18 protein-coding genes, 1 tRNA gene and 1 pseudogene are annotated in these 18,072 nt (G+C 69.4%); 9 read left to right on the forward strand and 11 right to left on the reverse strand.

What is annotated here, in order from left to right; all coding sequences use genetic code 11:
* Window positions 1-540: 540 nt before the first annotated feature.
* The 3 genes from ACZ42X_RS10530 to ACZ42X_RS10540 all read left to right on the forward strand — a co-directional run bounded on the left by ACZ42X_RS10530 (window position 541) and on the right by ACZ42X_RS10540 (window position 3,127).
* Window positions 541-1,062: a hypothetical protein gene (locus ACZ42X_RS10530; RefSeq protein ID WP_468286715.1), complete on the forward strand. Its 522-nt coding sequence runs from the start codon at window positions 541-543 to the stop codon at window positions 1,060-1,062.
* A complete protein-coding gene (locus tag ACZ42X_RS10535) occupies window positions 1,052-2,248 on the forward strand; it encodes an MAB_1171c family putative transporter (protein WP_468286717.1) in 1,197 nt (398 codons plus the stop codon). Before ACZ42X_RS10530 ends, ACZ42X_RS10535 begins: the two co-directional genes overlap by 11 nt.
* 75 nt (window positions 2,249-2,323) lie before the next feature.
* Complete coding sequence (locus tag ACZ42X_RS10540) at window positions 2,324-3,127, forward strand: APH(3')-V family aminoglycoside O-phosphotransferase (protein ID WP_468287485.1); 804 nt, start codon at window positions 2,324-2,326, stop codon at window positions 3,125-3,127.
* 233 nt (window positions 3,128-3,360) lie between these two features.
* On the opposite strand, the gene ACZ42X_RS10545 is transcribed toward ACZ42X_RS10540, so the two are convergent.
* The 3 genes from ACZ42X_RS10545 to ACZ42X_RS10555 form a co-directional block, all read right to left on the reverse strand.
* A complete protein-coding gene (locus tag ACZ42X_RS10545) occupies window positions 3,361-4,836 on the reverse strand; it encodes an amino acid permease (RefSeq protein WP_468286720.1) in 1,476 nt (491 codons plus the stop codon).
* Between the two features lie 393 nt (window positions 4,837-5,229).
* A complete protein-coding gene (locus tag ACZ42X_RS10550; RefSeq protein WP_468286721.1) occupies window positions 5,230-5,802 on the reverse strand; it encodes a hypothetical protein in 573 nt (190 codons plus the stop codon).
* A 19-nt stretch (window positions 5,803-5,821) separates the two neighbouring features.
* Complete coding sequence (locus ACZ42X_RS10555) at window positions 5,822-6,322, reverse strand: hypothetical protein (protein WP_468286724.1); 501 nt, start codon at window positions 6,320-6,322, stop codon at window positions 5,822-5,824.
* Window positions 6,323-6,604: 282 nt separating this feature from the next.
* Here ACZ42X_RS10555 and trhA point away from each other — a divergent pair, with 282 nt between their 5' ends.
* Window positions 6,605-7,390: a PAQR family membrane homeostasis protein TrhA gene (gene trhA, locus ACZ42X_RS10560; protein WP_468286726.1), complete on the forward strand. Its 786-nt coding sequence runs from the start codon at window positions 6,605-6,607 to the stop codon at window positions 7,388-7,390.
* Window positions 7,391-7,453: 63 nt separating this feature from the next.
* On the forward strand, window positions 7,454-7,813 hold the full coding sequence (locus tag ACZ42X_RS10565; RefSeq protein WP_468286729.1) for a hypothetical protein: 360 nt from the start codon (window positions 7,454-7,456) through the stop codon (window positions 7,811-7,813).
* A gap of 151 nt (window positions 7,814-7,964) precedes the next feature.
* On the opposite strand, the gene ACZ42X_RS10570 is transcribed toward ACZ42X_RS10565, so the two are convergent.
* From ACZ42X_RS10570 to ACZ42X_RS10590, 5 genes are all read right to left on the reverse strand, one after another.
* Entirely contained in the window at window positions 7,965-8,378 is a 414-nt protein-coding gene (locus tag ACZ42X_RS10570) for a CBS domain-containing protein (RefSeq protein WP_468286731.1), read from the reverse strand.
* 48 nt (window positions 8,379-8,426) lie between these two features.
* Window positions 8,427-9,923: a DEAD/DEAH box helicase gene (locus ACZ42X_RS10575; RefSeq protein WP_468286734.1), complete on the reverse strand. Its 1,497-nt coding sequence runs from the start codon at window positions 9,921-9,923 to the stop codon at window positions 8,427-8,429.
* Window positions 9,924-10,246: 323 nt separating this feature from the next.
* A complete protein-coding gene (locus ACZ42X_RS10580; protein WP_468286737.1) occupies window positions 10,247-10,450 on the reverse strand; it encodes a cold-shock protein in 204 nt (67 codons plus the stop codon).
* A 284-nt stretch (window positions 10,451-10,734) separates the two neighbouring features.
* The gene (locus ACZ42X_RS10585) at window positions 10,735-10,998 is read right to left on the reverse strand and encodes a hypothetical protein (protein ID WP_468286740.1); all 264 of its coding nucleotides are present in this window, start codon (window positions 10,996-10,998) and stop codon (window positions 10,735-10,737) included.
* Window positions 10,999-11,009: 11 nt separating this feature from the next.
* Window positions 11,010-11,543, reverse strand: a complete 534-nt coding sequence (locus ACZ42X_RS10590; protein WP_468286743.1) for a DUF5994 family protein — start codon at window positions 11,541-11,543, stop codon at window positions 11,010-11,012.
* A 385-nt stretch (window positions 11,544-11,928) separates the two neighbouring features.
* On the opposite strand from ACZ42X_RS10590, the gene ACZ42X_RS10595 reads away from it, so the two are divergent.
* Entirely contained in the window at window positions 11,929-12,708 is a 780-nt protein-coding gene (locus tag ACZ42X_RS10595; RefSeq protein ID WP_468286745.1) for a YhjD/YihY/BrkB family envelope integrity protein, read from the forward strand.
* Window positions 12,709-12,806: 98 nt separating this feature from the next.
* Here the strand turns inward: ACZ42X_RS10595 and ACZ42X_RS10600 are convergent, their stop codons facing one another.
* Window positions 12,807-13,994 (reverse strand): glycosyltransferase, encoded by a 1,188-nt coding sequence (locus ACZ42X_RS10600; protein ID WP_468286748.1) that lies wholly within the window; start codon window positions 13,992-13,994, stop codon window positions 12,807-12,809.
* A 636-nt stretch (window positions 13,995-14,630) separates the two neighbouring features.
* Window positions 14,631-15,767, reverse strand: coding sequence for a toll/interleukin-1 receptor domain-containing protein (locus ACZ42X_RS10605; protein ID WP_468286751.1), 1,137 nt, complete (start codon window positions 15,765-15,767; stop codon window positions 14,631-14,633).
* A gap of 452 nt (window positions 15,768-16,219) precedes the next feature.
* Here ACZ42X_RS10605 and ACZ42X_RS10610 point away from each other — a divergent pair.
* Window positions 16,220-16,384 (forward strand): annotated as a pseudogene (locus tag ACZ42X_RS10610) (tyrosine-type recombinase/integrase); the annotation flags it as partial.
* Between the two features lie 51 nt (window positions 16,385-16,435).
* Here ACZ42X_RS10610 and ACZ42X_RS10615 read toward each other — a convergent pair.
* Window positions 16,436-16,509: transfer RNA gene (locus ACZ42X_RS10615), tRNA-Gly, on the reverse strand.
* Between the two features lie 482 nt (window positions 16,510-16,991).
* Between ACZ42X_RS10615 and dcd the strand changes: the two genes are divergently transcribed.
* Window positions 16,992-17,567, forward strand: coding sequence for a dCTP deaminase (gene dcd, locus ACZ42X_RS10620; protein WP_126888692.1), 576 nt, complete (start codon window positions 16,992-16,994; stop codon window positions 17,565-17,567).
* Window positions 17,568-17,569: 2 nt separating this feature from the next.
* Window positions 17,570-18,067: a phosphoribosyltransferase gene (locus ACZ42X_RS10625; RefSeq protein WP_361426215.1), complete on the forward strand. Its 498-nt coding sequence runs from the start codon at window positions 17,570-17,572 to the stop codon at window positions 18,065-18,067.
* Window positions 18,068-18,072: the final 5 nt, after the last annotated feature.

Genomic DNA, 18,072 nt, shown 5'->3' on the forward strand with positions numbered 1-18,072 from the left:
GAAGGGCTCCTCCAGTTCGTCGGAAGGCTCCCTCACGGGATCCTGTGCGGAACGCCGACCACGTTTCCGCGCGGGACTGCCCGCCGGCATGTGCTAGAGACTCCTTCGCGGATTTCTTTACACATTTCTTCGCAGATCCCTTCGTAGCGGAGTGGTGACCCGTCACCGGCCCCACAGCCGGTTCCGGCCACGGCCACCGCCTGCCGCCCGTCCGTATACCGCCGCGACCACCACCACGGGACCCCGGGCCGCCCGGCGCGGGTCGCCCGCCAGGTGGGCCGGCCATGCCGTCATCCCGCCGTACGCCGTGCGGGCTCCGTCGCCACGGCGTCGCACGGTCGTGCCGTCATGCCCGCGCAGGGCCATGCCGTCATGCCGTCATGCCCGCGCACGGGCCTGCCGCCGTGCCGCCACGGCGTCACGCGGCGATGCCGGCACGCCGTCACGGCGGAGGGATACGGCACGGGCGCGACCGGCGGACGGACCGTTCACGCCACGCCCGCCAACGCCGTCCGAGGAAGGCCGAACGGTACACACCGCATGTCGTACAGGATCGCCAGGCTGCGCCGACGCTGTCGACCGCTGCTGGGCCAGCTCGCCCTGCCCCAACCCTTCTCCATCGAGTCGCTCTGCGCCCACCTCTCCGCCCGCCGCGGGCGGCCCCTCCACCTGCACGCCCTGCCTCTCCAGGCCGCCGCGGCCGGCGCGTGCGGGCTCTGGGTCGCCACCGACACCGACGACCACATCTTCTACGAGCAGCGCACCCCCCGCTCCCACCAGGAGCACATCGTGCTGCACGAGATCGGGCACATGCTGTTCGACCACCACGCCGTCGCGGACGTCTCCGCCGGCGCACCCGGTGGCCTCTTCGACGACCTCAGCCCGCGTCTCGTCCGCCGCATCCTCGCCCGCACCAACTACTCCACCCGTCAGGAGCAGGAGGCCGAGATGCTGGCCACCCTGATCCGCACCGGTGACACCGCGCCCGACCGGCACCCGCTGTCCGACCCCTACGGCAAACTGCACGCGGCCCTCGGAGTGAGCACCGACCATGACCAGTGACGTACCGGGAGACTGGGGCCCCACCCTCGACACCCTCAGCGTCTGCCTGCTGTGGGCCGCCGTGCTCTTAAGGGCCCGCCCCGCCGTACGCCACCCGCACCAGCGGGGACTGTGGCTCGCCGTGGCCTTCGCCGCCGTCGCGATGACCCTGCACCTGCAGCCGGTGGGCGCGTACGTCGCCACGCTCACCGAATCCCCGCGGGCCGTCTCCCTCGCCAAGAACCAGGCGGGCGTCGTGTCCGCCGGCGCCGTGCTGCACTTCGCCGTGTACGCCACCGGGGGACGGCCCCGCACCGGGACCGTCATCGTCACCACGGCCGCCGTGATGGCCACGCTCCTGGTGCTCGCCGCCCTCGGGGCCGCCCACGTGCCGGGCCACGGGCCGGCCTTCACACTCGCCCGCGCCCCCTGCGCCGCCTACTGGCTCCTCCTCATCACCGTGCACGTTGTGGCCTGCGCCCTGTGCGTCAAGGTCTGCTGGACGTACGGCCGCTGCGGCCCCAACCGGTCCGTCAACCTGGGCCTGACGCTCTTCGGCTGGGGCACCGCGCTCGCCGGGATCTACTGGCTCGCCCACTACTACCTGCTGACCGGCGGGTACCGCCCGGACACCCTGCTCCACCTCGTCCTCAGCCTGCACGCCGTGCTGCGCGCCGCCGCGCTCCTCGTACCGACCGTCCTCCAGCTGCGCCACGCCGCCGGCCACGCCCGCACCGTCTGGCGCATCTGGCCGCTCTGGCGCGACCTGGTGGACGCCGTGCCGCACGTCGCGCTGTCCGCCACCCGGTCCCGCCTCCTGGCCCTCCTCCAGTCGCAGCTCTCCTGGCGGCAGGTCGCCTACCGGAAGGTCATCGAGATCCGCGACGCCATCCTCATCCTCAGCCACTACACGGATCCGGCCGTTTCCCGCGGTGCCCGCGCCCACGTGGCGCACTGCGGCGTCCCGGCCGACCGCGCCGACGCCCATGCGACCGCCTGCATCCTCCGCCGGGCCCGCGCCGCCAAACTCGCCGGTGCCGAACCGGACCCCACCGCCGAGGTCTTCACCGCCAGCCAGGAAGCCGGCGACCTCGCCGCCGAGACCGCCTTCCTGCTCCTGCTCACGGAGGAGTACCTCTCGCCCTGCGTACGGGACTTCGACGCCGCCGCGGCCACCGCGCGCGACCCCGCCGCAGGCGGGCGGTGAGCCTCTTCCGCGCATGTCCGAAACCATTCCGGCAGCCGTGAAAAGGCCCGGAACAAGCACTCCGCCTCTGCCATGATGCCGACCATGGAAAGCACGTTGCGCCGGAAATACCCGCACCATGAATGGCACCCCGTCAACGAAGGAGATTCGGGCGCTTTCGTTTATCACCTCACCGGTTCCGAAACCGAGCTCTACGCGAAAATCGCCCCGCGCACCCCGGAGAACTCCGCCTTCGACCTCGCCGGCGAGGCCGACCGGCTGGAGTGGCTCCACCGGCATGGCATCCCCGTCCCCCGCATCGTCGAGCGCGGCGCCGACGACACCAGCGCCTGGCTCGTCACCGAGGCCGTCCCCGGCGTCGCGGCCGCCGAGGAGTGGCCCGAGCACCAGCGGTTCGCCGTCGTCGAGGCCATGGCGGAACTGGCCCGCACCCTGCACGAACTGCCCGTCGACGCATGCCCCTTCGACCGCCGCCTCGCCGTGGCGGTCGCCGAGGCCCGGCAGAACGTCCGCGAGGGCCTGGTGGACCTCGACGACCTCCAGGAGGAGCGCACCGGCTGGACCGGTGAGCAGCTCCTGGCGGAACTCCACCGCACCCGGCCGGAGAAGGAGGACCTGGTCGTCTGCCACGGCGACCTGTGCCCCAACAACGTGCTGCTGGACCCGGAGACCTGCCGGATCACCGGCGTGATCGACGTGGGCCGCCTCGGCGTCGCCGACCGCCACGCCGACGTCGCCCTCGCCGCCCGGGAGCTGGAGATCGACGAGGACCCGTGGTTCGGCCCCGCGTACGCCGAGCGGTTCCTGGAGCGGTACGGCGCCCACCGTGTCGACAAGGACAAGATGGCCTTCTACCAGCTGCTCGACGAGTTCTTCTAAGGGCTTTGCGGGGCGGAGCGGGCGGCTGTGCGCGCGGGCGTCACGGCCTGCAGCGGCGGAAAGGCCCGACGACGTCATCGCGGCCCTCACCCTGCGGCGCGCCCGACGTCGTATCACGGACAGGTGGGGGGAAAAGCGCCGACGGGGCGCCCAGGCGGTGTGCCCGGGCGCCCCGTCGGGGACGTGACGGCGCCGCGCGCCGTCCGCTGGGGGCCTGCGAGGGCCCGACCGGTTCAGCCGCGCGGCTGCCCAGTGGTCTCCAGCTGCTTCCCGTCGGCCGCGGCCCGCGCCGCGATCTGCGGGTTGCGGGACTTCAGCACGGCCCAGCCGACCGCCAGGCACACGGCCCAGCCGGCGCCCACGTACAGCGAGATGCGGCTGTCCGGGTCGATCGCGATCATGACGGTGACCATGACCAGGAACGCGACGGCGATCCAGCTGCAGACGGTGCCGCCGGGCGCCGGGAAGGAGGAGGCCGGCAGACGGCCGGCGTCCACGGCGCGGCGGTAGCGGATGTGGCTGATCAGGATCATCAGCCAGGTCCAGATACCGGCGGCGGTGGCGACCGAGGTGACGTAGGCGAAGGCCTTCTCCGGGACCACGTAGTTGAGGACCACGCCGATGCCCATCAGGGCCACCGAGAGGGTGATGCCGACCGCCGGGGTCTTGCTGGCGCTCAGTTTGCCCAGCGCCTTCGGCGCCTCGGAGTTGGCCGCCAGGTCGCGCAGCATGCGGCCCGTGGAGTACATGCCGGAGTTGCAGGAGGACAGGGCCGCGGTGAGGACCACGAAGTTGACGATCGCGGCGCCCGCCGGGATGCCGATCTTGGCGAAGGCGGCCACGAAGGGGCTGACGCCCGGCTGGAACTCGGTCCACTTGACGACCATCAGGATCACGCTGAGGGCACCGACGTAGAAGACGATGATGCGCCAGGGGAGCGTGTTGATGGCCTTGGGGAGGGTCTTCTCGGGGTTCTCGGACTCGCCGGCGGTGACGCCGACCAGCTCGACGGCGAGATAGGCGAACATGACGCCCTGCAGGGTCATGAGGCTGGAGCCGATGCCGTTCGGGAAGATGCCGTCGAAGGCCCACAGGTTGGACACGTGGGCGGTGTCACCGGCGGCGCTGAAGCCGAAGGTGACCACACCGAGGCCGATCACGATCATGCCGATGATCGCGGTCACCTTGATCATGGAGAACCAGAACTCGATCTCACCGAAGATCTTCACCGAGATCAGATTGGCCACGAAGAGGATCAGCAGGAAGACGAGGGCGCTGACCCATTGCGAGATCTGCGGGAACCAGAAGTTCACGTAGATCGCCGCGGCCGTCAGCTCGGCCATGCCGGTGACGACCCACATGAGCCAGTACGTCCAGCCCGTGACGAAGCCGAAGAAGGGGCCGAGGAACTCGCGGGCGTACTCCGCGAAGGAACCCGAGACCGGGCGGTACAGGAGCAGCTCGCCGAGCGCTCGCATGATGAAGAAGACGATCACGCCGGCGAGGGCGTACATCAGGATGAGGCTGGGCCCGGCCTTCGCGATGTTCGCGCCCGCGCCCAGGAAGAGGCCGACGCCGATGGCGCCGCCGATGGCGATCATCTGGACCTGGCGGCTTCCGAGCCCGCGCTCGTAGCCTTCCTCGGACGTCGCGCCCGCGCCGCCGTCGCCGTTGTCGCCGAAGTTCTTGCCGACCTGCGTCGAGGTCATGTGTGGTGCGCCTTTCCGCTCCAAACCGACCCGCGCCACACTCGGCGTCGGATCGGGTTCCGATCCCCCGGACACTGCTGGAGTTGCATGCCGGCGATCGGCCGGCTCAAGCGCCCCTGCGCGGACATGGGTGACGTCCGGCAGGCGGTCGTGCAGGTGTACCACGGTCGAAATCCAGCCACTGTGACGCAGCCCACGCGGCATTCCGGGCGAAAGGTTGTGAACGGCAGAAATGGCGCATCGTGGTGACCGGATCGTTATCCGGAGTGGCTCAACCGCTGAGCGGACAGTCGCGGGACGGCTTCACCGCGTGGCGCCGCGAGCGCCTTCCGCGTCACTCGGTACGTCCCCTCCTCGGAGGAGTGGCCGGATCCAGCCCGCCCGTGCGTGTGCTCAGTTCGCGTTGAACGACCAGAAGACCCCGACCTCGTCCGCGCTGACGGCGATCAGTTCCAGGTCCATCAGATGGTCGGTGAAGTGCCGGCCGCCCGCGAGCCCGCCGGCGAGGAAGTCCGGTGAGGCCGAGGTCCGCGCCAGCTCGGACGAGGTGCGGAAGACGGCGTCGGGACCGAACCGGCCGAGCACCGTCCGGGCGTCGGCCGGCACAGCGTCCCGGTCGGCGCGCGTCCGGACGGGCTGCATCTCGAAGAACCACTCCTGGGCCAGAGAGGCGAGCAGGTCGACGGCGGCACGGGCCGTGACGGGATACGTCCACGCGTGCACCTGCTCGGCCGTGAGCGGCAGGAACGGATAGGAAGGGCGGACGCTCTCCCGCCCCTCCTTGTCGACCTGCCACTCCAGGACCCGCCGGCCCCGGGGGTCGGTGACCGACCGCTCCATGACGGCCAGGACGTCCTCGGCCCAGTCGTCGTGCCGCCGGGGCCCGGTCATCGCGAAGGTGTACACGTCGTCGAGGAGCCGCTCAAGGGCGGCGTCCCAGGCGGTGCCGGCGGACCACGGAAGCACGGACCGGGAAGCCCGGCGCTCAGACGTTCGTCCAGGCGTCGAGGAAGGCTTCCCGTCCGTCGAAACCGGCCGATTTGTGGTCCGCGTGCACGATGCGCCAAGCGGTGAGTTCGAGGTCACGGAGCCATAGTTCACCGATGACCTGTGCCTTGAGGTCGGGCAGATGGTCGGACTCGGCGAGTGCCTGTCCGATCACCTCCCCGGCCGCCATGCGCTGGGGCGGGGTCATCTCGTCCACGGCCGAGAGGATCTGCCGGGCCAGACCGGCCCCCTCACCGGCCAGCGCACGCAGGACCAGCGTCTTGATGTTGGCAGGGAGCAGGTAGGCGGTGCCCGAGGACCTCCACAGGTCGGACCAGAAGTGTTCGCCCGCCTCGGTCGGGGCGGGGAGTGCGGCCAGCAGGCCGAGGAGGTGCGCGGTGGCGGCGTAGCCGTCGGAGTGGGCCGCTGCGACCACCGCGATATCGGCGACTCGCTCCACGTCGAGACGGCTCGCTTCCTGGTGTGGAGCCAGCCCCAAGCCATGTTCCAGCTGATGTGCGAGGGGGGCGGATGCGTGGGAGCGGAACTCGGGAAGCATCGGCTGTCCTTGGGCGTAGGCGAGCGGAGGGGCCCTGCTCGGGAGCCTTGATCGTGCCCATGGTGAGTCGGCGTTACACGACGTATCCGGGCCCGGTTGGAGGACGGATCAGGTGGGCCGGAACGCACGGGGCGGCGGAATGGGCCAAGTGGTGAGGCCGTCCGGTGGCCTGCGGGCGCCCGTCGGGACAGCCGTCGAAGGGAGGCTCCCTAGCATGATCACATGGTTCCCAGTGATGCCCAGCGGCCTGAGACAGGACGGGAAGCCGTCTCGCGCGACGACACCGAAGCGGGAAGCGATGCCCCCGCACACCATGACGATGCCGGGGAGGGGTTCCACCCGGTCGCGGCCCTGGCGGACCGGGCGGCCGACCTCGTCGCGCCGATCAAACCCAAACTGCGCGGCTGGCTCCATGCCGCAATGGTCCCCGCGTCGTTGATCGCGGGCGTCGTCCTCGTCTGCCTGGCACGCACCCCGCAGGCGGTCCTGGCCTGCGCCGTCTACTGCGTCACGGCCTGGCTGTTGTTCGGGACGAGCGCGATATACCACCTGGGTACGTGGGGGCCACTCGGCGAGGCGATACTGCGCCGCCTCGACCACGCCAACATCTTCCTCATCATCGCCGGCACGTGCACACCGCTGACCGTGCTCCTCGTCCCGCCCGGCCAGCGGTCGTTCCTGCTGTGGGCCGTGTGGACGGGTGCGCTGGCCGGTGTCGCCTTCCGGGTCCTCTGGGTCGGAGCTCCCCGCTGGCTGTACACCCCGTGCTACCTGGCTCTGGGCTGGGCACCGGTGAGCTACCTGCCGGACTTCCTGCGCACGGGCGGTGCGGCCGTACTGATCCTCGTGGTGAGCGGCGGTCTCCTCTACAGCGCGGGCGCGGTGGTCTACGCGCTCCAGCGCCCCGACCCCGCACCTCGCTGGTTCGGCTTCCACGAGGTCTTCCACGCCTTGACCGTGGCAGGCTTCGCCGCGCACTACATCGCCATCTCCCTCGCTGCCTACTGACCTCGTTCACCGGCGGCGCACCGCTTGAGGCGGGCGGACGGCCGGCGAATAGAATCGGCCCTCATGTCCAAGCCTGATGAGTTGCTCGTCGACATCGCTGCCAAGGTCGAGTCCGGACAGAGCAATCAGATGTCCCTGACCGTCGTCACCGGTGGGGCTGTGATCACCGGCCGGCTGGCCCCGGAAGCGGTGTGGCTGCAGCGTGTGTCGGAGGTCCTGACGGATTCGGCCCGCCTGGGCGAGTTCGCCGGCGTCTTCGGTACGTCGGCACCGAAGGACGGCCCGCCGACCCATCTGCACTTCCACGTCGCCCGGATCCTGCAGGGCACGGTGGGGATCCCGGAGACGGGTGGGATGTACCGCGTGTCGATCGAGGATGTCAGCGCCTGGACCGTGGGCGACTTCAGCTATACCGACCACTGATCAGCCACCACCGATCCGCCGCCACGGCGGAGGGCGGGCATACGTCGGGCCCGACCGGAACGCGCCGGTCGGGCCCTCACTGCTGTTCAGGGTGTGGCTTGCGCCTGCCCGCCGGTCAGTCCGGCGCGGGTGCACCCAGGGGTGAGGCGGTTCAGCGGGAGAGACTCAGGACGCCCGTGGTGCGGCCCTGGCCCTCGACCACGGGCAGCGCTCCGGACCGACCGTGGCGTATCGCGTGCTCGGTACCGGCCACCATGGTCACGGGCGAGGCGCCCGTTCCGTGGCCGCCGAGGATGTCGTGCAGGCGGATACGGTCCGTGTACGAGGAGTCGTCGCGGGCGGCGGTGAGCTGGGCGTGGGTGACCAGACCGGTGCCCCGGCCGTCCTCGTCGCAGAGGAGCAGGCGCCCGACGCGGGCACTGGCCATGACGGACAGGGCCACCTCGACGGTCATGCCTCCCCAGACCTGCGGCCCCGCCTCGTCCACGGCCTCGCTCCCGCTCGCCGAAGTGCTGGTCGCCGGGGTGCTGTCCGTGGGGTGGGGATGTGCTTGCACCGGTGTCACACGTGCCTCCTGCAGAGAATGGGCGGGCGTCGACCCGCGTACGAAGGTCTAGACGGCCGAGCCGGAGGCGGACCGCCGTTGGCCGGTACCGCGCATGGCCTGCGGAGGCCGGTTGCGCCGTCGGCGGGAGGCGGCGTCGCGCTGGGGGCGTTCGGCCACGGGTGCGGTGATGACGACCGGAATGCCGGAAGGAGCCTGCGCGCCGGTGATGCGGCTCAGCTCGGCCTCGCCGGAGCGGACTTGGGTGATGCGCGGGCGGATGCCCGCATCCGACATGAGGCGCACCATGCCGTTCCGCTGGTTCGGGGTGACGAGGGTGACGACGCTGCCGGACTCGCCCGCGCGGGCGGTACGGCCACCGCGGTGCAGATAGTCCTTGTGGTCGGTCGGCGGGTCGACGTTGACGACGAGATCGAGGTTGTCGACGTGAATACCGCGGGCGGCGACGTTCGTGGCGACCAGCACGGTGACGTGCCCGGTCTTGAACTGCTCCAGCGTTCGCGTGCGCTGGGGTTGCGACTTGCCGCCGTGCAGCGCGGCGGCCCGTACGCCCTCGCCCAGCAGGTCCCGGGTGAGCCGGTCGACGGCGTGCTTGGTGTCCAGGAACATGATCACGCGGCCGTCACGCGCGGCGATCTCCGTCGTGGTGGCGTGCTTGTCGGCGCCGTGCACATGCAGCACGTGGTGTTCCATCGTCGTGACCGCACCGGCCGAGGGATCCACGGAGTGCACGACGGGGTCGGACAGGTAGCGGCGGACCAGCAGGTCGACGTTGCGGTCCAGGGTGGCGGAGAACAGCATCCGCTGCCCCTCGGGACGCACGCGGTCGAGCAGCGCGGTGACCTGCGGCAGGAAACCCATGTCCGCCATCTGGTCGGCCTCGTCCAGCACGGTGATGCCCACCTGGTCCAGCCGGCAGTCGCCGCGGTCGATGAGGTCCTTGAGCCGGCCCGGGGTCGCGACGACGACCTCGGCCCCGTTTCGCAGGGCGCCCGCCTGCCTGCCGATCGACATGCCGCCCACGACCGTGGTCAGCCGCAGTTTCAGCGACCGCGCATAGGGAGCGAGCGCGTCGGTCACCTGCTGCGCCAGCTCGCGGGTGGGGACGAGGACCAGGGCGAGCGGCTGCCGGGGCTCGGCGCGCCGACCGGCGGTACGGGCCAGCAGCGCCAGCCCGAAGGCGAGCGTCTTGCCGGAGCCGGTGCGGCCGCGGCCCAGAACGTCACGGCCCGCGAGGGTGTTCGGCAGGGTCGCGCCCTGGATCGGGAACGGTACGGTCACGCCCTCGGCCGCGAGCGCGGCGAGCAACTGCCGGGGCATGTCGAGATCGGCGAACGCCTCGACGGCGGGCAGCGCGGGAGTGATCGTCCTGGGGAGCGCGAACTCACCCTGCACCGCGGTGGTCCGGCGGCCGTAGCCGCCCGAGCGGCCCGCCCCGCCGGGGCCGCCACGGGACGACGAGCCGAAGCGGCCACCCCCCTGTCCGGAGCCGGCACCGCCGTTACGGGTGCGGGAGAAGCGGTCGTTCGTGCGTGTGCGGTTCATGCGGAACCTTCCTCGATGCGGCGCATATCAAGGAATTTCCGCAGCGGATGAGCAGCACGGAGAATTGCCAGAATGGGCCTATGGGAACGCGAAAGCGAATGCGGCCGACGGAAAAATGCGTGGCCGGAAGCGCTGGAGATGGCCGGCGCGATGCGGGTCTGAAGCCGGGGCGCCGAATGTGGTGCACCACTCGGGGGTGACGACGCAGGACGACGGCGCGGACCTCCCGGATATTCCCGGGGTGAAAACCCTGCGGGAAATGCGTGCAGCTGGGGCCCGCACCCCGAAGGATGCGGGCCCCAGCTACGTCATACGCGTCAGCGTCAGGCGGGGACGATGTTCTCCGCCGTCGGGCCCTTCTGGCCCTGCGCGATGTCGAAGGCGACCTTCTGGCCTTCGAGCAGCTCGCGGAAGCCCTGGGCGGCGATGTTCGAGTAGTGGGCGAACACGTCGGGGCCGCCACCGTCCTGCTCGATGAAGCCGAAGCCCTTTTCAGCGTTGAACCACTTCACGGTGCCAGTGCTCATGTCATATCTCCTTTGGGGCACATCGGGATCCGCACTGCGCGGACGCCGTGTCGCCGCGATGATTGCCCCACCGGAAATGACCGGAAATACAAAAGTGCTCCCAGTGGCACAGAGGCCGACTGAGGGCACTTGAAGTTTGGGAACCACAACTGCAACTGACATCGACAGTAGCATGCCGCAGCGCCCGGCGGGTCGTTAATTATTTTCGCTCTGCCGTTGCGCCAGTAATACTCACCGCGCGGTTCGTCAAACCCTCATCTCGCGGGAACAGATATTGCTTCACTTCAGACTTCGTCCGTCCGCGTACGGTCCTCCTCGGACGACCGACTGCTGGCCAGCCAGGACCGCGCGGGTTCTGCCGGCTGGGTGGTGTCCACGGTCAGGTGGAGGCGGGTTCCGCCGTGCACGGTGTCGACGGGGTAGCTGCGCTGTTCCGTGGCGGCGAAGCAGCGACGGAGAACCTCCGCGACCTGCCGGGCGGTCTCGGGGGACGAGGCGATGATGCGCACGTCGGCGTGCCCGTGAGCGGGCAGTTCCGGTGAGTTCATAGGGGCCTCGTTCAACGGGAAGACCTGGGTGGGGTGGATGCGGCGTCGTCGCGCTCCGCCGACCGCGTCCGGTCGGGGAGTGCCGCCGCGTCCCTCGCCTTCCCGTCGCGGGCCGAGCCCTCCTCCGCCATGAGCTTGCTGGCGGTGAGCAGGCCCCCCGGAGCGATGGCGGCGGACATGAGCCGGGCGGCTGTGGCGGCATCGGCCTCCGGCGGGACGACCAGAAGGTCCATGCGGACGCGGGTGTAGGAGAGAAGGATCAGCTTGTGCGGGTCCTGCTCGTCGGCGAACCAGCCCACGCGCACGGTGTGCCCGGTCACGGGCACCTTGCGCGGAATCACGGGCCAGTGGGAGGGGTTCACCGTGATCCGGGTGACCCGGCCCCAAGGCGCGTCCAGCGCGTCCGTCAGGGCGGGGAGTTCACGGAAGAGGTCACGGGAGCGGGGCCACCAGGCCCCGTCCAGGAGACCTGCGACCGAGCCGGCCGGAACCAGTGACAGACGGGGCCGCTCATTGATGGTCGTACGTTCGATGGTCGCGGTCATCACGCGGACCTGCCTCCGGGCTCGTCTTCGACGTCCCGGTGTTGTTGCTCACCGAGAACGGCGCCGACGTCGGAGCCGGCGCGCGAAGTGCTCCCGGTGCCCCTACTCTACTCCGGATGACGGTCCGTGGACGGGCGCATGACCAGGCATTTTCCGAGGATCGGGGCCTTGCGCCGAGCGGGCCGGAGCGCCGTGAGCAGTCGAGGCCACGTCGTTCGGCGGAAGCGCCGAACCTCCGCGCCGCGTTCGCGTGGCCTCGGAACCGGGCTTCCCGGCCCGGTCAGCGCGTTGGTCGCGCCGCGTCCTCGCGCGACATCGCCGGCGTTCGTGGTAGTCGACAGGCATGCCAATGCCTTCCGATGCCCCGGGCCACGCCTCCCCGTACATGCGGCTGCGGCGCGTGCTTCGGCGTTCACCGGCAGGGCGCGGATGGAGACGGGGCACCGATCTGGAACTGTTCCAGCGTGGACTGGGCTTCGCGGCGCTCGGCTTTCTCACGCTGGTGCCACTGCTGCTCATCGTCTCCTCCGCTGATCCGCAGCACGGCCGGGGCTTCGCGCAGTGGCTGAGCGAAGGGCTTGGCGTTTCGGCGGCCTCCAGGGGACATGTGGAGCGGCTGTTCGCACCGGCCGGCCAGGCCCTGAGGACCACGACCACGTTCGGCATCGCCGCCCTGGCCGTTTTCGGGCTGAGCTTCTCGGCGGTCGTGCAGTCGGGCTTCGAGAAGGTCTGGGGCCTGCCCCCGGCCCGTTGGTGGGCCAGGTGGCGGCATGTGGTGTGGCTCGCCGTGCTCACCGGCTACCTCTTCGCCTCGGCCACGACGTTGCGTGGCCACGCCCCGACGGGCGCGCTGATCGCGGTGGTCAGCGCCGTCCTCTTCTTCTGGTGGTCACAGCGCATGCTGCTCGGTGGGCGAGTCCGCTGGCGTGCCCTGTTGCCCGGCGCGGTGGCGACGGTGCTCGGGCTGCTGGGCCTGAGGGTCTTCTCCCGGCTCGTGTTCTCGCCCCTGATTGCTTCCAACACCGTCAGCTACGGCCCGTTCGGCACCGTCCTGGTCGTCCAGTCCTGGCTGATCGGTGTGGGCGTCGTCGTCTTCGGCGGAGCGCTCGTCGGCCGCCTGGTGCACGAGGAAATCGTGCGAGTGGCTCTGAAACGGCGCCATTGAACCGATCGCCGAGGTGGCCCGCATCGGCTCATGCCGACCGCCTGCCGGCAGGGTGCCGGACGGCTTTCCGGCGCGTACCCGTAGGCGATCGACGACCGTCACCGCGGGATCGGGGCTGACGAGCCGACGGCGTCGAGCAGCAGCTGCGCGGCGACCGTCGCCCCATCGGTACGGACCGTGTCGGCCACGGCGATCGCGCGGGCGCGGGTCTGGGGGGCCAGGGCCGCCTGGAGCGCGGCCGACAGGGACTCGGTGGTCGGAGCCGGACCGTCGTGTGCGGCGCCGATGCCCAGCTCGGCCACTCGGCCGGCCCAGTAGGGGTGGTCCGCCCCCTGGGGCACCACCACCTGGGCCACACCGGCCTGCGCGGCGGTGGTCGTGGTGCCCGCACCGCCGTGGTGCACGACCGCAGCCACCCGGCGGAACAGTGCCTGCTGGTTGACTTCGCCGACGGCGAAGCAGTCGTCCTGGTCGTCGGTCGGGTCGAGCCCGGCCCAGCCGCGGGAGATGATCACGCGGCGGCCCTGCGCCCGGAGTGCCTGGACGGCCGCTCGGGCGACGTCCTTCGCAGCGCCCAGGGGCGTGCTGCCGAAGCCCACGTACACCGGCGCCGTCCCGGCCTCCAGGAACGCCACCAGATCGGCCGGAAGCGGGCGTTCGTCCGCCCCCAGCCACGCACCGGTCTGCACCACGCCGAGCGTCGTCGGCGGCCACGGGCTCAGAACCGGGTCCGTGGCCAACCACGGGCTGTCGGTGAAGGCGTAGTCACGAACGTTGTCCACCGCCGCCAAGCCGACCGCCGCGCGACGGGAGTTGAGGGCCTCACCGAACATCTCGTTCGCGTTCCGGGCGTCCACCTCCCACAGCTCCCGGTTGTCGCTCACCCCCGGCGGCAACGGCCGGCCTCGCCGCGCGGGCGGCGGCTGGTGCGGCGACGGCAGGCTGACCGGCGTATGACTCGCGTGCACGTAGCGGATGCCGAGCTTCTCGGCCACCGACCGCGCGGCGGACGTGACCGGCAGCGGCCCGGTCGCCACCAGCGCGTCACATCCCTCCGCCACCATGGCCATCGTGCCGAACTGCGCGTCCATCAAAGCAGCCATACGCTGCGCCAGACCCGCCGCCGACCCCGGAACCACCGTGGTCACCAGCGGGCGCACCGGTGCACCAACCGGCACCAGCGGCACCCCGACACCTGCGAACAGCTCGGCGAACTCCTCGTCCGGCGGCGCGCACACCCGAACCTCCGCGCCCAGCTCCCGCAGCCCCACCGCGAGCCCCACCATCGGCCCGACGCTCCCGCGCGCCCCATACGTCGACAACAACACACGCACTTCGCAACCCCCGTGGCCTCGTGTTTCCGGCTTAGGCCGGCGATTCTGCGGCACCACGGGGGCCTTGCCGCAAGCCCCCCGGCGCGCTATATCTTGATCATGGAACGAGGCGGGTGCTCCCTCTTCCCCCGTGCCGCCACCCGTGTGTGCGCCGCGAAAGCCGAAGCCTCCCACCGCAATGGGCCCGGGCTTCGCCGACAGATGGTGGTGTCGGCCCTGCAGACTTCAGCCACAAGGCAGACCTGGCTGGACAACAAACAAGGCCCTGGTCTCTGACCAGGGCCTTCGTCGTGGAGCGGGTGACGGGAATCGAACCCGCGCTCTGAGCTTGGGAGTCACTGCGTCTTCTGAGCTCAATCAGGCTTCGACCACTCTAACGCGTGCTAGGTGGAAACTTGTTGACTCGACCTGGAACCCGCCCTTTGACCGCGGTGCACCGTGCCTTCGGGCACGGTCACCTTCTGTCTGTAGCCTTAGCCGGAACGATCGGCGTCGGCCATGCCGACCGCTACGAGGCCGTGGAGGGACCGTACCGGACGCGGGCGGTTGCTGGGTTCGGTACCCGCGCTGCTGTAGGCCTTCGCGCACTTACTTGGCGACGTGGGCGACCTGACCCTCTGCGCCGTCGATATCATCGATCAGGCGCCCCCACTCATCGATGATGGTTTGACCGTCAATCACCTTCTGGATCGCAGCTTGGATATCGTTCATCAGAGGGCGGATATGACGACTGCCTTTGGCCGCCTCGCGGGCGCTATTTGCAAACCCTTGCAAGTTTGGCGTTACGACGGATGTGACGTTGACGAGTTCCCGCAGCGTGCGAAGGAACTCTCTAACGTCTTCTTTTTCGCTGCTTTCGATGCCACCCTCCGCCACGGTTCTGATGATGCTGATGATCCCTGGATCGATATCTACAAGCGCTGTGGAGTACCTGGAGCCCAATTGTGAAATCTCGCCAACAGGCTCCTCTAGCCGCTTCGCCAATTCTTGCGCCACCCTGAGACGGCCCGCGAATCCTGCTCCGCGTGCATCTGAGGCAGCCATCTCTGCGGTAGCCCAATCCATCTGCGCAGTAATGGCGTCTGTGATGACAGTAAAACGCTGGACTGTTTCCAGCCACTCAGGTAGTGCAGCCTCTGTGGTGGCCATAATCTCGATGAGTCCCGGTTCGTCACTCTCGTCGGTGATGTCGCCGAGAACAGGGGAAACCGCAGAGGAAGCCTGCTCGAGGATGTCACTCAAGCGGAGCGCCAGACCGTTAATGGCTTGGCGGTATTGCGGAGAACTCTCGTCGTCCAGTCTGAGCTGCCTCCAATCCACCCATTGACGTCGAGCGATTAGCGCAATCACTTCGTCCTCAGTTTCGCCGTCCGTGAGCTGCGGCACGTTCACGTAGTGAATCGGAAGTAGCAATTCGTCCAGACCGAGACTTGCCGCGTGGCCCGCAAAAGTGATTACCTCTCGACGGCATTCCTGACTCTTGAAGAATCGCGGGGTGATGATAGGGATCAGGAATGTCGTACTTGTGAGCGCTGTGTCGATCCGTGCTCGCCAAACATCCCCCCAAGCGATTGACGCATTGTCTACGAAGACCTTGAGTTCTTCGCCGGTCATGATCTCGAACTCATGGGCGATTGCTTGGGCAAGGCGACGGATCCGCCCTCCGTCCAATTCGTCATCCCGGTGGGTGTAACTCCAGAAGCCGACTGGCTCATCGCCGTTCATGGGTGGGATCTTACGGTTGGAGCGCTGGCTACGGACGGGTTTCGCGAGAAGGTTGGCGGAGCGGGTTCCGGTGGCCTGCCCGGTTTGGGGCCGAGCATGTTCAGGGGGCCGTACGCTGGTTGGCAACTCGGGCAGGCTTTGGATCTGCCCGCAATGTGTCCGAGTGGCCCCCTGGTCTTGCTCGGCGCGGGACCCGGACCGGGGAGGTGGCTAAAGCCGTGAGGTCGACCGCCCCAGCCGCAGGGGGTTTTCCCTTCAGCAACCCAGAGCCAGAGGCGTGCGGCCGGCGGCCGGGCTGGAGCGGGGCGGAGACAGGAGCGCAGGCCCGGGCGACGGGCCGCGCGCGCCGCGCTGTGCGCGGCGGGTGCCTTGATGAAGTAGGGAAAGTTCTACGGCGCTTGGAGCAGGTGCTTGCCGTCGCGTCGTGGCTCCGGACGTGCGGGCCATCCCCCATGGTCCGCGCCGGGCAGTCGTCGGAGAAAGCCGCGCTGATCTACCAGCACTCGGATCCTGAGCGTCAGCAGGAGGTCGCGAGCGGGCTCGACCAGCTCGTGCGGGCCGCTCGTCAGAAGGGCGCCGAACGGCCATCTGGTGCGGATCTGGTGCGCGACGCCTAGCGTGGTCCAGACAACAACAAAGCCCCGGGCCGCTGGCCTGGGGCTTCACTTTGGAGCGGGTGACGGGAATCGAACCCGCGCTCTGAGCTTGGGAAGCTCATGTTCTACCATTAAACTACACCCGCGTAACACGGACCGGAGGACCGGTCTCGCATCGTCGCTCACTGTACCTCATCGAAGGCCCCCGGTGTATTACGCCGCGGGGTCTTCGTGCTGCGTGGCGAGGTGGATCGGTGTGCGGGCGCGCCGAGTTGGGGCGTACGGTGGGGGTACGGAGTGCCGCCTGGAGCGGTGTCCTGTTGATCCCCTAATGTGGCTTTCTCGTCCACGCATTGGTTGGGGAAGGGACTTGATGGACTCCATGGAGCGCACCGTCGTCCGCTGTGCCGAGGGGCACGTGTTCAGCACCGCTTCGTTCCCGATGCAGCAGCTCGGTGCCGGGCGGATCGGGCCCGGGCGGCTCATCCGGTGTCCGCGGTGTGCGCGGTTGCGGCATGCCGTGCCGGTGGTGCTCGAGCGGCGCTAGGGGGCGAGTGAGCAGGTGACGGGTGGCGCGCGGGGTCCGTCCGATTGGGGCGGGCCCGCGCGCTCTGCGTATCCTCGGGGAGTGCTTCTCTCAGACAAGGACATCCGGGCCGAGATCGACGCCGGGCGGGTGCGCATCGACCCGTACGACGACTCCATGGTGCAGCCCTCGAGCATCGACGTGCGGCTGGACCGCTACTTCCGGGTGTTCGAGAACCACCGCTACCCGCACATCGACCCCGCGGTCGAGCAGGCGGATCTGACGCGGCTGGTCGAGCCCGAAGGGGACGAGGCGTTCATCCTCCACCCCGGCGAGTTCGTGCTGGCGTCGACGTACGAGGTGATCAGCCTGCCCGACGACATCGCGTCGCGGCTGGAGGGGAAGTCGAGCCTCGGGCGGCTGGGTCTGGTGACGCACTCGACCGCCGGGTTCATCGACCCCGGGTTCTCGGGGCACGTCACCCTCGAGCTGTCCAACCTCGCCACCCTGCCGATCAAGCTGTGGCCGGGCATGAAGATCGGGCAGCTGTGCATGTTCCGGCTGAGCTCGCCGGCGGAGTTCCCGTACGGCAGCGAGCGCTACGGATCGCGCTACCAGGGGCAGCGGGGGCCGACCGCCTCGCGGTCCTTCCAGAACTTCCATCGGACGCAGGTGTGAGCATGAGTGACGTACGGGAGAACCTGACCTACGAGAAGTTCGGGACCGCGATCCGCGAGCTCGCGCAGACCATCGCCGACGACGGGTACGAGCCCGACATCGTGCTCTCCATCGCCCGCGGCGGGGTCTTCGTCGCCGGCGGTCTGGCGTACGCGCTGGACTGCAAGAACATCCACCTGGTCAACGTGGAATTTTATACCGGTGTGGGTACAACGCTTGAAATGCCCGTTATGCTCGCTCCGGTCCCCAATGCCATTGACTTCAGCGACAAGAAGGTGCTCATCGCCGACGACGTCGCCGACACCGGCAAGACCCTGAAGCTGGTGCACGACTTCTGCCTCGGCACGGTCGCCGAGGTCCGCAGCGCCGTCATCTACGAGAAGTCGCATTCCCTCGTGAAGTGCGAGTACGTCTGGAAGCGCACGGACGACTGGATCAACTTCCCCTGGAGCGTGGAGAAGCCGGTCGTACGCCGGTCCGGCCAGGTCCTCGACGCCTGACGCCC

Source organism: Streptomyces sp. NPDC030862, from assembly GCF_055571835.1.

Coding starts and splice junctions, on each gene's coding strand:
- ACZ42X_RS10530 (WP_468286715.1), top strand. CDS start 541: ATGTCGTACAGGATCGCCAGGCTGCGCCGACGCTGTCGACCGCTGCTG.
- ACZ42X_RS10600 (WP_468286748.1), bottom strand. CDS start 13,994: ATGGTGGGGCTCGCGGTGGGGCTGCGGGAGCTGGGCGCGGAGGTTCGG.
- ACZ42X_RS10535 (WP_468286717.1), top strand. CDS start 1,052: ATGACCAGTGACGTACCGGGAGACTGGGGCCCCACCCTCGACACCCTC.
- ACZ42X_RS10585 (WP_468286740.1), bottom strand. CDS start 10,998: ATGAACTCACCGGAACTGCCCGCTCACGGGCACGCCGACGTGCGCATC.
- ACZ42X_RS10595 (WP_468286745.1), top strand. CDS start 11,929: ATGCGGCTGCGGCGCGTGCTTCGGCGTTCACCGGCAGGGCGCGGATGG.
- ACZ42X_RS10590 (WP_468286743.1), bottom strand. CDS start 11,543: ATGACCGCGACCATCGAACGTACGACCATCAATGAGCGGCCCCGTCTG.
- trhA (WP_468286726.1), top strand. CDS start 6,605: ATGGTTCCCAGTGATGCCCAGCGGCCTGAGACAGGACGGGAAGCCGTC.
- ACZ42X_RS10580 (WP_468286737.1), bottom strand. CDS start 10,450: ATGAGCACTGGCACCGTGAAGTGGTTCAACGCTGAAAAGGGCTTCGGC.
- ACZ42X_RS10575 (WP_468286734.1), bottom strand. CDS start 9,923: ATGAACCGCACACGCACGAACGACCGCTTCTCCCGCACCCGTAACGGC.
- ACZ42X_RS10605 (WP_468286751.1), bottom strand. CDS start 15,767: ATGAACGGCGATGAGCCAGTCGGCTTCTGGAGTTACACCCACCGGGAT.
- ACZ42X_RS10625 (WP_361426215.1), top strand. CDS start 17,570: ATGAGTGACGTACGGGAGAACCTGACCTACGAGAAGTTCGGGACCGCG.
- ACZ42X_RS10545 (WP_468286720.1), bottom strand. CDS start 4,836: ATGACCTCGACGCAGGTCGGCAAGAACTTCGGCGACAACGGCGACGGC.
- ACZ42X_RS10540 (WP_468287485.1), top strand. CDS start 2,324: ATGCCGACCATGGAAAGCACGTTGCGCCGGAAATACCCGCACCATGAA.
- ACZ42X_RS10565 (WP_468286729.1), top strand. CDS start 7,454: ATGTCCAAGCCTGATGAGTTGCTCGTCGACATCGCTGCCAAGGTCGAG.